Origin of the sequence: Alloalcanivorax sp. C16-1 (genome assembly GCF_046507805.1) — a bacterium.
In the GTDB taxonomy this organism is placed as follows: Bacteria; Pseudomonadota; Gammaproteobacteria; order Pseudomonadales; family Alcanivoracaceae; genus Alloalcanivorax.
The window spans coordinates 306,293-319,560 of record NZ_JBKFTK010000001.1; the positions used below are offsets into that span (position 1 = coordinate 306,293).

Genomic DNA, 13,268 nt, shown 5'->3' on the forward strand with positions numbered 1-13,268 from the left:
AGCACCTCAAGCGGTTTTTTCCTTGCCCTCCACCGGCAGTTCGCCCACCGGGCAGTCGGCCACGCCCACCGTGGTGCGGGTCATGGCCTCCACATTTTGCTGGGCTTTTTGCGCGTCCATCACCCAGGTGCGGTAGAACTCGAAGGGGCAGTCGGCGATGCCCTTGTCGCCGTCGCCGGAGGCGTGCACGCCGGAGTAGCCCCGGTGCAGCAGCTTGAACAGATGATTCTGCGACTGATCGTTGGCGCGGGCGTCGCGGATCTGGCTGACGGAAAGCTGGGCGTATTGAATGCCCATCTCTTCTTCGCCGCATTCGCCCAGGGTGCGGCCGTCGAAGCCGATGATCGCCGAGTGGCCGAAGTAGGAGTAGACGCCGTCGAAGCCGGTGGCGTTGGCCACCGCCACATAGCAGTTGTTGGCCCAGGCCATGCTCTTGGCCATCATCACCTGCTGGTCCTTGGCCGGGTACATATAGCCCTGGCAGCGCACGATCAGCTCGGCGCCCTTCATGGCGCAGTCCCGCCAGATCTCCGGGTAGTTGCCGTCGTCACAGATGATCAGGCTGATCTTCATGCCCTTGGGGCCTTCGGTGACGTAGGTGGTATCGCCGGGGTACCAGCCTTCAATCGGGCACCAGGGGATGCACTTACGGTATTTCTGCACCACCTCGCCATGGTTGTTGATCAGCACCAGGGTGTTGTAGGGCGCTTTTTTCGGGTGCTCTTCATGGCGTTCGCCGGTGAGCGAGAACACGCCCCAGGTGTTGGCTTCCCGGCAGGCGGCGGAAAAGATGGCGGTCTCGTCGCCGGGTACGGTGGCGGCGGTGTCCATCATTTCGTCCGGGTCGTACATGATGCCCATGGTGCTGTATTCGGGAAAGATCACCAGGTCCATGCCCGGCAGGCCCTGCTTCATGCCCTTGATCATATCGGCGATGGCGCGGGCGTTGTCGAGCACCTCGGCGCGGCTGTGCAGACGCGGCATCTTGTAGTTGACCACGGCCACGCCCACCGTGTCCGGGCTGCTGGAAATGTCTCCGTGTCGCATGGGATTGCTCCTCGGCGGTTCGCTTGAAGGAAGGGTTACACGGACAGGTAGCCCGCGATCTTGTCCTGGTCGGCGCCCTCGCCCGCTTCCTCGTGGACGATCTCGCCTTTTTCGATCACCAGGATGCGGTCGGCGATGTCCATCACGAAGCTGAGCACCTGCTCGGACACCACGATGGACAGGCCACGCTGGTCGCGGATGCGCTTCAGGGTGCGCGCCATGTCCTGGATAATGGACGGCTGGATGCCCTCGGTGGGTTCGTCCAGCAGCAGCACCTTGGGCCGGGTGGCCAGGGCCCTCGCGATGGCCAGCTGCTGCTGCTGGCCGCCGGAAAGATTGCCGCCACGCCGGTGCTGCATTTCCTCCAGCACCGGGAACAGTTCGTAGAGGTCGGCGGGCACTTTCTTCTCGCCCACCGCCGCCAGGCCGGTCTCGATGTTTTCGCGCACCGTCAGGGTGGGGAAGATCATCCGGCCCTGGGGCACGAAACCCAGGCCGGCGCGCACCCGCTGGTAACTTTTCATGGCCGTCAGGTCGGTGTCGTTCAGCGCTACCCGGCCGGCCCGGCTGGGCGTCATGCCGATCAGGGATTTCATCAGCGTGGTCTTGCCCATGCCGTTGCGGCCCACCACGGCGACGATCTCGTTTTCGCCGACGCCCAGGTTCAGGTCACGGATAATGGTGCTTTGCCCGTAGGCGACGGAATGATGGTCAACGGTAAGCATGTGCTCCTCCGGGGCGTCAGTGGCCCAGATAAACTTCGATGACCCTGGGGTCGTTCTTGACGTGGTCGATGGAGCCTTCGGACAGCACCTTGCCCTGGTGCATCACCGTCACCCGATCGGCGATGTCGCCGACGAACTGCATGTCGTGTTCGATCACCAGCACGGTGTGATCGCGGGTGATCACGCGCAGCAGCTCCGCGGTTTTCTTGCGCTCCGCCACCGACATGCCGGCCACCGGTTCGTCCAGCATCAGCAGGGCCGGCTTCTGGATCAGCAGCATGCCGATCTCCAGCCATTGCTTCTGGCCGTGGCTGAGCAGCCCCGCCGGCTCCCCCAGCAGGTCCTGCAGAAAGATGGTGTGCGCCACGCTCTCCACCGCCTCGATGACCGCGGCGTCGCGCTTGAACGCCAGTGAGCCCATCACCGTGTGCCCCATCGGGTAGGACACCTCCAGGTTCTCGAACACGGTCAGGTCCTCGAACACCGACGGGTTCTGGAACTTGCGCCCCACCCCGGCGTGCACGATCTGGTGCTCCTTCATTTTCGTCAGCTCCTTGCCGCGAAAACGAATCGAGCCGGCGGTGGCGCGGGTCTTGCCGCAGATCAGATCCAGTACCGTGGTCTTGCCGGCACCGTTGGGGCCGATGATCACGCGGATCTCCTGGGGCTCAAGATAGAAGGACAGATCGTCCACCGCCTTGAAGCCGTCGAAGGACACGGTGAGCCCCTCCACCGAAAGCAGGAAGTCGTCGTTGTTCATCAGGGTTTCTCCACGCTCAGGTGATCGGGCAGCGACTCATCCCCGGACCTGGCCGGTTCGGCCTTGCCGGTTTTGGCGGCGGGCTTGCGCGTGAAAAGACGGTCTTCCAGCGGCATCACATAGCGGCGATACAGACCGGCCAGGCCGTTGGGGAACGCCAGCACCACGCCGATGAACAGGGCGCCCATGGCATAGGGCCACAGCTCCGGAAACGATTCGGAGAAGCCGCTCTTGGCGGCGTTCACCAGCAGCGCGCCGTAGACCCCGCCGAGCAGCGAATAGCGACCGCCCAGGGCGCAGAACACCACCATCTCGATGGACGGCACGATGCCCACGAACGACGGCGACATAAAGCCCACCTGCAAGGTGAACAGAGCACCGCCGACGCCGGCGAACATGGCCGCCAGACAGAAGATGAAAATCTTGAACGCGGCCACGTCGTAGCCGGAGAACCGCACCCGGTTTTCCTGGTCGCGCATGGCCACCAGAATGCGACCGAACTTACTGTTCTGTACCCAGCGGGCCACGAACAGACACACGAACAGGGTGGCCACGCCGACGAAGTACAGGGTGGTCTTGGCGGCGTCGGTGCGGATGCTCCAGCCCATCAGCGTTTGCAGATCGGTGATGCCGTTGACGCCCCCGGTGTAGCCCTGCTGGCCGATGATCAGGATGGTCAGGATCGAGGCGATGGCCTGGGTGATGATGGCGAAGTACACGCCACTGACCCGGCGCTTGAACATGGCCACGCCGATAATGAACGCCAGCAGGCCGGGCACCAGCAACACCGCCATCAGCGTGAACGAGAAACTGTGGAAGGGTTGCCAGAACCAGGGCAGCTCGGTGACCTGGTTCCAGTCCATGAAGTCGGGAATGCCCGGTGTGGACTGGTGGGCGGTGGCCTCCGGGGTGGACGCTTCCAGCTTCAGGAACATGGCCATGCAATAGCCGCCCAGGCCGAAGAACACACCCTGGCCGAGACTGAGGATGCCGGCCTTGCCCCAGCACATCACCAGGCCGATGGCGACGAACGCATAGGTGAGGTATTTGCCCACCATATTGAGACGGAACGGGTCCAGGGCCAGCGGCAGGATCACCACCAGCAGCAGGGCCAGCGCCAGATAGTAGAGCCCTTCCCGGGACTTCAGCCAATTAAGCGGAGAGGAGGATTTCACGGCGGACTCCTAGCGACGGATCTTCAGGGCCATCAGCCCCTCGGGACGCAACATCAGAATGATCACCACGGTCAGCAGCGTCAGCACCTTGGCCATGGACCCGCTCAGGAAGAACTCCATGGTGGACTGGGCCTGGGAAATGCTGAACGCGGACACGATGGTGCCGATCAGGCTCTGGGCGCCGCCGAACACCACCACCAGGAAGGTGTCGACGATATAGGCCTGCCCGGAGGACGGCCCGGTGGAGCCGATCATGGTGAAGGCGCTGCCGGCCACGCCGGCGATGCCACAGCCCAGGGCGAAGGTGGCGCGGTCGACGCCGGCGGTGTTGATGCCCACCGCCTCGGCCATGGGCCGGTTCTGCACCACGGCGCGCACCTTGCGGCCCCAGCCGGAGCGGAACATGAGCAGATACACGGCCAGGGCGATGGACAGGGCGATGACCATCACGAACAGCCCGTTCACCGGCAGCTGCACCAGGTCGCTGACCTGGAAGGCGCCCATCATCCAGTCGGGCAGGTTCACCCCCACTTCCCGGGCACCGAAAATACTGCGGTAGGCCTGCTGCATGATCAGGCTGAGCCCCCAGGTGGCCAGCAGGGTGTCCAGCGGCCGCCGGTACAGGTGGCGCACCATGGCCCACTCCACGAACGCCCCCAGGGCGCCGGAAATCAGGAACGCCAGCACCATGGCGACAAAAAAGTAGCCGGCGAAAAAACCGGGCATGTAGGTCTGGAAAAACTGGGAGGTGAGATAGGTGGTGTAGGCGCCGAGGATCATGAACTCCCCGTGGGCCATATTGATCACCCCCATCTGTCCGAAAATGATGGCCAGCCCCATGGCCATCAGCACGAACACGGAAAACAGGGACAGACCGGCGAAGCCCTGCATGGCGAAGATGGACAGCAATTCCGTGGAAGAATAATCAGCGAACATGGCAAGACTCCCCTGCGGTCGGGAAAAAGCCCGACGCCCTGGTTGGCGGGCGCCGGGTACGGACGGTTACTGATAGCCTTCGGGGAACGGATCGGGTTCCATCAATTCCTGGGTCTCGTAGACCACTTCGTACTGACCGTTGGGTTGCGCCCGGCCGATGCGGGTCTTCGACCAGAGGTGGTGGTTTTCGTGGATGCGCACGTAGCCTTCCGGCGCTTTCTTGAACTCGATGCCCGGTGACGCTTCGCGAATCTTATCGATGTCGAAGGAGCCGGCTTTTTCCACCGCCATCTTCCACAGCCAGGGGCCCAGATAGGCGGCCTGGGTCACGTCGCCGATCACCATGTCGTCGCCGTAGGCGTCCTTGAAGGCGGCCACGAATTCCTTGTTGTTGGCGTTGTCCAGGCTCTGGAAGTACTTCATGGAGGCGTAGATGCCGTCCACGTTCTCACCGCCGATGCCGCGGATTTCATCCTCGGTCACCGAGATGGTGAGCAGCAGCGGGCTTTCCTTGGTGAAGTCCACGCCGGCGGCTTTCATCTGCTTGTAGAACGCCACGTTGGAACCGCCCACCACGGAGGCGAAGATCACGTCCGGCTTGCGCAGCTTGATCTTGTTGATCACCGAGTTGAACTGGGTGTGGCCGAGCGGGTAGTACTCCTCGCCCACCACTTTCAGCCCTTTCTTCTCGATGTGCTTGCGGGCGATTTTGTTGGAGGTACGCGGCCAGATGTAGTCGGAGCCGAGCAGGTAGAAGGTCTTGGCGCCCTTCTCCTTCACCGCCCAGTCGATGCCGGCAAGGATCTGCTGGGTGGCTTCCTGACCGGTGTAGATCACGTTCGGCGACTGTTCCAGACCCTCGTAGAAGGTCGGGTAATAGAGCATGCCGTTGAACTGCTCCATCACCGGCAGCACCGCCTTGCGGGACGCGGACGTCCAGCAGCCGAAGATCGCCGCCACCTTGTCCTGGCGCAGCAGCTTGCGGGTTTTCTCGGCGAAGGTGGGCCAGTCGCTGGCGCCGTCTTCCTGCACGAATTCGATCTGGCGCCCCAGTACGCCGCCGCTTTCGTTGATCTGTTTGATGGCCAGTTTTTCCGCCTGCACCGAACCGATCTCGCTGATCGCCATGGTGCCGGTGATGGAATGCAGGATACCGACCTTGACCGTGTCGTCGGTGACCGCCAGGTCGGTGGTGTTGACCTCGGCGGTGGGCGGCCCGGCGGCGAACGCCGGCGACGCCAGTGCGACCAGTGCCGGCAGCGCGGCCAGCCCCGCCAGCAGGCGGCGCGCACGCCCCGGTGTGCGATGGTTCCGTTGTTTCATGGTGTTCCCCTCGTCAGCGTATGGATGGGCTGCATGTGTGATCGCCAACGAGTATGGAAAGCCGCCCCCGGCGTGCCCATTCGCCGAATACGTCATGGGCCTACGTCATTTGACGCATTCCGGGGCCAGACCGGCCCCTCTAAGCTCGCGTACACGGGTCGGGGGGCCCGCCCATAATGATTCAGGCACGATTCGTGCTTCGCATCCTGACAAGGATGCTTTTGCGGACAACGGAATCCATGGCCATTCAGCAGCGCATCTTCCGGGTGCGGCGCAATTACAACCAATGGGTCGCCAACCAGACCCTGGAAGACTTCGCGCTGCGCTTCACCGGCAAGGCGGCGCGGCGCTGGTCCGCCGGCCGGGTGGCGGCCACCGCCCTGGGGGCGATTTCGTTTCTGGCGCTGGAGGCCATCGGCGGCGCCGCCACTCTCAACTACGGCTTCACCAACGCGGTCTGGGCGATCGTCGCGGTGATGACGGTGCTGTTTCTGCTCGGCCTGCCGGTGAGCTACTACGCCGCCCGCGATGGGGTCGACATCGATCTGCTCACCCGGGGCGCCGGCTTCGGCTACCTGGGTTCGACGCTGACCTCGCTGATCTACGCCTCCTTCACCTTTATTTTCTTCGCCCTGGAAGCGGCGATCATGGCGCTGGCCCTGGAGGTGATGTTCGGCCTGCCGCTGAGCCTGGGCTATGTGGTCAGTTCCCTGGTGGCGATTCCCCTGGTCACCCACGGCATCACCTACATCAGCCGGTTCCAGGTGTGGACCCAGCCGTTGTGGCTGATGCTGCAACTGGCGCCGTTCGTGTTCATCCTGTTCCAGGACCCGGTGTCCCTGGAGCGCTGGGCCGGTTTCCCGGGCCTGGACACCGGCGCCGGCGGTTTCAATCTGCTGATGTTCGGCGCCACCGCCACGGTGCTGTTTTCGTTGGTGGCGCAGATCGGCGAGCAGGTGGATTTTCTGCGCTTCATGCCGGAGCCCGCCCCGGGAAGCCGGCGCCGCTGGTGGCTGGCGATGCTGGCCGGCGGCCCGGGCTGGGTGGTGATGGGCGCGCTCAAGGCGCTGTTCGGCTCCTTCCTGGCGGTGCTGGCGTTCTCCCACGGCCTGCCGCAAAGCCAGGCCCAGGAACCCATGTACATGTACCTGGTGGCGTTCAGCCACATCACCGCCCACCCGGCCACCCTGCTGGCCCTGGCCGGCATCTTCGTGGTGCTGTCCCAGCTCAAGATCAATGTCACCAACGCCTACGCCGGTTCCATTGCCTGGTCGAACTTCTTCTCCCGGCTCACCCACAGCCACCCGGGCCGGGTGGTGTGGCTGGTGTTCAATGTGGTGATCGCCCTGGTGCTGATGGAGATCGGCATCTACCGGGCGTTCGAGTCGATTCTCGGCAGCTACGCGCTGGTGGCCGTGGCCTGGATGGGCGCCCTGGTGGCGGACCTGGTGATCAACAAGCCGCTGGGGCTGAGCCCCAAGCACATCGAGTTCAAACGGGCCTACCTCTACGACCTCAACCCGGTGGGGTTCGGCGCCATGCTGCTGGCCACCGCCGTGGGGCTGCTGGCGCGGGCCGGCCTGTGGGGCGACACCGCCAGCGCCCTGGCCTCGTTCCTGGCGCTGCTCACCGCCTTCGTCGCCGCGCCGCTGATCGCCGTGATCACCGGCGGGCGCTACTACATCGCCCGCCGGCCGGAGCCGGCCACCGCGGTGCGCGGCCAGCGCTGCTGCATCTGCGAGCACCACTTCGATGAGGAGGACATGGCGTTCTGCCCGGCCTACAACGGCCCGATCTGCTCGCTGTGCTGCTCCCTGGACGCGCGCTGCAACGACGCCTGCAAACACCATGCGCGTTTCCAGGAGCAGTTGATCGACTGGCTCGGCGGCGTGCTGCCGGACCGTATCCTGCAGCAGCTGCGCTCCCGGCTGGGCCATTTCCTCGGGCTGCTGACGCTGGTATCGCTGGTGATCGCCGGGCTGCTTACCCTGGTCTATTACCAGGTGCCGGTGGAGAACGAGGCGGTGCGCCATCTGATGGCCACCACCCTGGCCAAGGTGTTCGCCATTCTGCTGATCATCAGCGGCGTGGTGGCCTGGCTGTTCGTGCTGGCCCACGAAAGCCGGGTGGTGGCCCAGGAGGAGTCCCAGCGGCAAACCCGCATGCTCACCGCCGAGATCAAGGCCCACGAAAAAACCGACCGCGCGCTGCAAAAAGCCAAGGAACTGGCGGAGGCGGCCAACCAGGCCAAGAGCCGCTACCTCACCGGCCTCAGCCATGAACTGCGCTCGCCGCTCAACGCCGCCTTCGGCTACGCGCAACTGCTGGAGCACGACCCGGACATTCCCGCCAACCGCCGCGAGGCGGTGGCGGCGATCCGCCGCAGCACCGGCCATCTGTCGGATTTGATCGAGGGACTGCTGGAGATTTCCAAGATCGAGGCCGGTCGCCTGGAGCTGTATCGCAACCGGGTGCGGCTGCGCTCGCTGATCGATGAGCTGGTCACCATGTTCCGGCTGCAGGCCCAGGACAAGGGCATCGAGTTCGAATTCCAGAGCCAGGGGCGGCTGCCGGACTGGGTCACCACCGACGAGAAGCGGCTGCGCCAGATCCTCATCAACCTGCTCTCCAACGCCATTAAATTCACCCGCCAGGGGCGGGTCACCCTGCACGTGCGCTACCGCAACCAGGTGGCCGAGTTCACCATTCGCGATACCGGCGTGGGCATCGCCGAGGAGGACCTGCAGCGCATTTTCCGGCCCTTCGAACGGGTGCGGAAGCCGGGGGTGCCGGCGGTGCACGGCACCGGCCTGGGGCTGACCATCACCAAGCTGCTGGTGGACATCATGGGCGGCGACCTGCAGGTGACCAGCGCGCCCGGGCGGGGCAGCGAGTTCCGCCTGTGGGTGATGCTCTCCAGCGTGGCCGGCTCCGGCCAGCCCGCCGAGGCGGACGACCCGCGGCCGGTGGTGGGCTACCACGGCGCCGCCCGCGGCCTGCTGGTGATCGACGACGACGCTTCCCACCGGGGGCTGGTCAGCGACCTGCTGGTGCCACTGGGCTTCGCGGTGAGCGAGGCCCCGGACGGCGCCACCGGGCTGGCCCTGGCGGCGCAGAATCCGCCGGACCTGGTGCTGCTGGATATCTCCATGCCCGGCCTCAACGGCTGGCAAACCGCCCGCCGGCTGCGCGCCCAGGGCTACCGGGGTCCGCTGGTGATGCTGTCCGCCAACGCCCGCGACCACGATCCCCAGGGCGCCGACGGCGTGCACGACGATTACCTGGTAAAGCCGTTCAAACTGAGCAGCCTGCTGGACAGCCTGGCCCGCCATCTGAACCTGAGCTGGCGCCACCCGGACGACCCGCCGCCGGCGGCGCGCATCCCCACCCGCACCCTGCTCGATGAAGCCCTGCGCGACGAACTGCAGGCGCTGGCGGAAATCGGCCATCTGGCCGGCTTGCGCGACGCCCTCACCCGCGCCGAACAACAACGCCGGCTGGGGGAAGCGGACGCCGGCGCCCTCAAGGCCGCCCTGGAGCGGTTTGATTTTCAAGCCCTGATGCGATTGCTGGAGCCTCACTCATGAATCAAGCGGCGCGAAAGGACGTGATCCTGGTGGTGGACGATTCCCCGGATTCCCTGGGCATGATCCACCATGCCCTGGACCGGGCCGGCCTCACCGCCCTGGTGGCCCTGGAAGGGGAACAGGCCCTGGGCATCGCCGAAAAGATGGTGCCCGACCTGGTGCTGCTGGATGCGCTGATGCCCAACATGGACGGTTTCGAAACCTGCCGGCGCCTCAAGCGTCATCCGGAACTGGCGGCGGTACCGGTGATCTTCATGACCGGCCTCACCGACGCCGAGGACGTGGTGCGCGGCCTGGAGGCCGGCGGCGTGGACTATGTGACCAAGCCGGTGCGCCCGGACGAGCTGATCGCCCGCATCCGCGTGCATCTGAACAACGCGCGCATCACCCGGGGCGCCCACACCGCCCTGGACCGGCTCGGCCAGGCCGCCTTCGCCACCGACAGCGCCGGCCGCTGGCGCTGGGCCACCCCCGGCGCCGAGGAGCGGCTGGCCCTGCACGGCGCCGACCGGGAGCCACGGCTGGTCGCCCTGGCCACCCGGGTGCGCCGCTGGCTCGACCACCAGCCGGCCCCCGGCGACCAGTCCGCCCTGGACCTGGACCCGGCCGGTCCCGGGGACGGCGCCGAGCTGCGCCTGCGCTATCTGGGCGACACCGCCGCCGGCGAATGCCTGTTCCGGTTGTTGCAACGGGACGGGGAGGAGGAAAGCGAACTGCTGCGCCGGCAGTTGCACCTGACCCGCCGGGAAGCCCAGGTGCTGCTGTGGATCGCCCAGGGCAAGACCAATCGGGAGATCGGTCAGATTCTGGATCTGAGCCCGCGTACCGTGAACAAGCACCTGGAGCAGGTGTTCCGCAAACTCGGCGTGGAGAACCGCACCGCCGCCGCCGGCATGGCGCTGCGTTGCCTGACCAGCGGCTGAGGGGCATCGCGGCTGAAGCCGCTCCTACGAACCCCTGCGATACGCCGTAGGAGCGGCTTCAGCCGCGATCCGGGATTACCCGGCCTGCAGGGCCTCCGGCATCGCCATGCCGATCAGCAGAAACGTGAGAATAAACAACCCGAACGCCAGCGCCAGACCGAGCAGCGGCCCCACCGCGAAGGCACGGTGGAAGATGAAACTCTGCACCGCCAGTTGCCAGCTGATCAGCAGCAGATAGAGCCCGTTGATGAACCCCGGGGTGCCGCCGGCGGCGTGGCCCAGCAACAGCAGCGGCAACGACACCAGGGTCAGGGCGATGTCCACGCCCACCAGCGCCAGGGCGGTCTGCAGCCAGCGCTGGCGCAGCCCCTTGAACGTGAGGATCGCCGCGCTGGCCCCCAGTACCAGCCCCAGGGCGATCAACTGGGCGCCCACCATTTGCGCCAGGGTAAGGCCGGTCTGCAGGCTGGCGGCCAGCAACTGCAGCACCATCCACAGCGCCAGCAGTATGCCCAGCAGCGGCGGGATGGGGGGCATGTCCTCCGGGCCACGGCGGAACAGGCACAGGCCGGCATAGAGTTTCAACAAAGCGTTCATGGTCTCGGGCGTCCAGGGCTGGCGTCGGCGGCGTATTGTTTCAAAGGCCGGCGCGGGACTCCACTTTTGCCGGCGCGGGCATGTAACTGTTTTCTCCCTGAGCTAGAATGCGCGCCTGAACCCCCGCAGGAGCCCCCCATGGCGCGCAAAAACGCTTTCTACGCCCAATCCGGTGGTGTCACCGCCGTCATCAATGCCTCCGCCGCCGGCGTTATCGAAGCCGCCCGCGAACACAAGGCCGCCATCGGCAAGGTGTACGCCGGCCGCAACGGCATCATCGGCGCCCTCACCGAGGACCTGATCGACACCTCCAAGGAAAGCAAAAGCGCCATCGCCGCGCTCAAGCACACCCCCGGCGGCGCCTTCGGCTCCTGCCGCTATAAACTCAAGGATCTGGAAACCTCCCGGCGCGAGTACGAGCGCCTGATCGAGGTGTTCAAGGCCCACGACATCGGCTACTTCTTCTACAACGGCGGCGGCGACTCCGCCGACACCTGTCTGAAGATCTCCCAGCTGTCCAAGACCATGGGCTACCCGATCCAGGCCATCCACGTGCCCAAGACCGTGGACAACGACCTGCCGATCACCGACGTTTGCCCGGGCTTCGGCTCGGTGGCCAAGTACACCGCGGTGAGCTGCCGCGAGGCGGCCCTGGACGTGGCCAGCATGTGCGCCACCTCCACCAAGGTGTTCGTGATGGAAGTGATGGGCCGCCACGCTGGCTGGATCGCCGCCGCCGCCGGCCTGGCCAAGGACAAGCCCGACGACGCCCCCCATGTGATCCTGTTTCCGGAGATCGCCTTCGATCAGCAAGCCTTCCTCAAGAAGGTGGACGACACGGTCAAGAAGGTGGGCTACTGCGTGATCGTGGTGTCCGAGGGCGCGCGCACCGCCGACGGCACCTTCCTCGCCGACGCCGGCGGCACCGACGCCTTCGGCCACAAGCAGCTGGGCGGCGTGGCGCCGGTGCTGGCGCAGATGGTCAAGAATGAGCTGGGCTACAAATACCACTGGGCGGTGAGCGACTACCTGCAGCGGGCGGCGCGCCATATCGCCTCCGCCACCGACGTGGAGCAGGCCTACGCGGTGGGCCGGGCGGCGGTGGAATTCGCGGTGGCCGGCAAGAACGCGGTGATGCCCACCATCGAGCGCAAGAAAACCAAAAAGTACAGCTGGACCATCGGCGAGGCGCCGCTCAAGAAAGTGGCCAACGTCGAGAAGAAGATGCCGCGCAAGTTCATCAGCAAGGACGGCTTCGGCATCACCCCCGCCGGCCGCGCCTACCTGGAGCCGCTGATCGGCGGCGAATCCTACCCGCCCTACAAGAACGGCCTGCCGCAGTTCGCCGAGCTCAAACTGACGCCGGTGGCGAAGAAGCTCAACGACGTTTTCGAGGTGTAAGCTGCCGGATTTTTCCCCGCTGGCGTGGACGCTGATCCTGGCGTCCACTTACATCACCGGTATCTCCAAGGGCGGGTTCGCCGGCGGCTTCGGCTCCCTGTCGGTGCCGCTGATGGCCCTGGCCATCGGCCCCATGCAGGCCGCCGGGCTGCTGCTTCCCCTGCTGATCGTCATGGACCTGCTCAGCCTGCGCGCCTGGTGGGGCCAGCACGACGCCGGCGAGGTGAAGCGGCTGGTGCCCGCCGCCGCCGTGGGCATCGTCATCGGTACCCTGACCGTGGGCAGCCTGGACGAGGACAAGGTGCGCCTGATGCTGGGCGTGATCTCCCTCGCCTTCGCCGCCTACATGGTGTTCAAGCCCTCCATGCAGCGCCGGCCCGGCCGGCTGTGGGCGGCGCTGTGCGGCGGCGGCGCCGGCTTCACCAGCACCCTCGCCCACGCCGGCGGCCCGCCCATGAACCTGTATCTGCTGCCCCGGCAGCTGCCCAAGGCCACCTTTATCGCCACCAGTGTGGTCAGCTTCGCCTTTATCAATGCCCTCAAGATCGGCCCCTTCATCTGGCTGGGCGAACTGACCGCCCACAGCCTGGCCGCCTCCGCCCTGCTGATCCCGGTGGCCTGGTTCGGCGTGCGCAGCGGCATCTGGCTGCAGGCGCGGGTCAACGAGAAGGCGTTTTTCCGCCTGATCATCGTGTGCATGGCGCTGATCGGCGTGCAGCTGATCTGGCGCGGCCTGCACGGCGGAACATAATGCAAACCATTCTCATTATAGGTATAGTCGCAGCCATCGAATC

At 65.7% G+C, this 13,268-nt stretch carries 11 protein-coding genes; 4 read left to right on the top strand and 7 right to left on the bottom strand.

Annotation, left to right across the window (positions count from 1 at the left end; all coding sequences use genetic code 11):
• Nucleotides 1-6: 6 nt before the first annotated feature.
• The 6 genes from ACLD0W_RS01540 to urtA form a co-directional block, all read right to left on the bottom strand.
• Nucleotides 7-1,047, bottom strand: coding sequence for an aliphatic amidase (locus tag ACLD0W_RS01540; RefSeq protein WP_138772891.1), 1,041 nt, complete (start codon nt 1,045-1,047; stop codon nt 7-9).
• A gap of 35 nt (nt 1,048-1,082) precedes the next feature.
• Nucleotides 1,083-1,772 (bottom strand): urea ABC transporter ATP-binding subunit UrtE, encoded by a 690-nt coding sequence (gene urtE, locus ACLD0W_RS01545; RefSeq protein ID WP_410305758.1) that lies wholly within the window; start codon nt 1,770-1,772, stop codon nt 1,083-1,085.
• A gap of 16 nt (nt 1,773-1,788) precedes the next feature.
• Nucleotides 1,789-2,532 carry an urea ABC transporter ATP-binding protein UrtD gene (gene urtD, locus ACLD0W_RS01550; RefSeq protein ID WP_410305759.1) on the bottom strand — a complete coding sequence of 248 codons (744 nt, stop codon included), beginning with the start codon at nt 2,530-2,532 and terminating at the stop codon, nt 1,789-1,791.
• A complete protein-coding gene (gene urtC, locus ACLD0W_RS01555) occupies nt 2,532-3,707 on the bottom strand; it encodes an urea ABC transporter permease subunit UrtC (protein WP_410305760.1) in 1,176 nt (391 codons plus the stop codon). Before urtC ends, urtD begins: the two co-directional genes overlap by 1 nt.
• A 9-nt stretch (nt 3,708-3,716) precedes the next feature.
• Entirely contained in the window at nt 3,717-4,643 is a 927-nt protein-coding gene (gene urtB, locus ACLD0W_RS01560; protein ID WP_410305761.1) for an urea ABC transporter permease subunit UrtB, read from the bottom strand.
• A 66-nt stretch (nt 4,644-4,709) separates the two neighbouring features.
• Nucleotides 4,710-5,966, bottom strand: a complete 1,257-nt coding sequence (urtA, locus tag ACLD0W_RS01565) for an urea ABC transporter substrate-binding protein (RefSeq protein ID WP_410305762.1) — start codon at nt 5,964-5,966, stop codon at nt 4,710-4,712.
• A gap of 239 nt (nt 5,967-6,205) precedes the next feature.
• On the opposite strand from urtA, the gene ACLD0W_RS01570 reads away from it, so the two are divergent.
• Nucleotides 6,206-9,553 carry an ATP-binding protein gene (locus ACLD0W_RS01570; protein WP_410305763.1) on the top strand — a complete coding sequence of 1,116 codons (3,348 nt, stop codon included), beginning with the start codon at nt 6,206-6,208 and terminating at the stop codon, nt 9,551-9,553.
• On the top strand, nt 9,550-10,476 hold the full coding sequence (locus ACLD0W_RS01575; RefSeq protein ID WP_410305764.1) for a response regulator: 927 nt from the start codon (nt 9,550-9,552) through the stop codon (nt 10,474-10,476). Before ACLD0W_RS01570 ends, ACLD0W_RS01575 begins: the two co-directional genes overlap by 4 nt.
• 75 nt (nt 10,477-10,551) lie before the next feature.
• Here the strand turns inward: ACLD0W_RS01575 and ACLD0W_RS01580 are convergent, their stop codons facing one another.
• Nucleotides 10,552-11,073 (bottom strand): hypothetical protein, encoded by a 522-nt coding sequence (locus ACLD0W_RS01580; protein ID WP_410305765.1) that lies wholly within the window; start codon nt 11,071-11,073, stop codon nt 10,552-10,554.
• Nucleotides 11,074-11,211: 138 nt separating this feature from the next.
• On the opposite strand from ACLD0W_RS01580, the gene ACLD0W_RS01585 reads away from it, so the two are divergent.
• The gene (locus ACLD0W_RS01585) at nt 11,212-12,474 is read left to right on the top strand and encodes a 6-phosphofructokinase (RefSeq protein WP_410305766.1); all 1,263 of its coding nucleotides are present in this window, start codon (nt 11,212-11,214) and stop codon (nt 12,472-12,474) included.
• A 52-nt stretch (nt 12,475-12,526) separates the two neighbouring features.
• Nucleotides 12,527-13,225 (top strand): sulfite exporter TauE/SafE family protein, encoded by a 699-nt coding sequence (locus ACLD0W_RS01590; protein WP_410306794.1) that lies wholly within the window; start codon nt 12,527-12,529, stop codon nt 13,223-13,225.
• Nucleotides 13,226-13,268 lie beyond the last annotated feature (43 nt).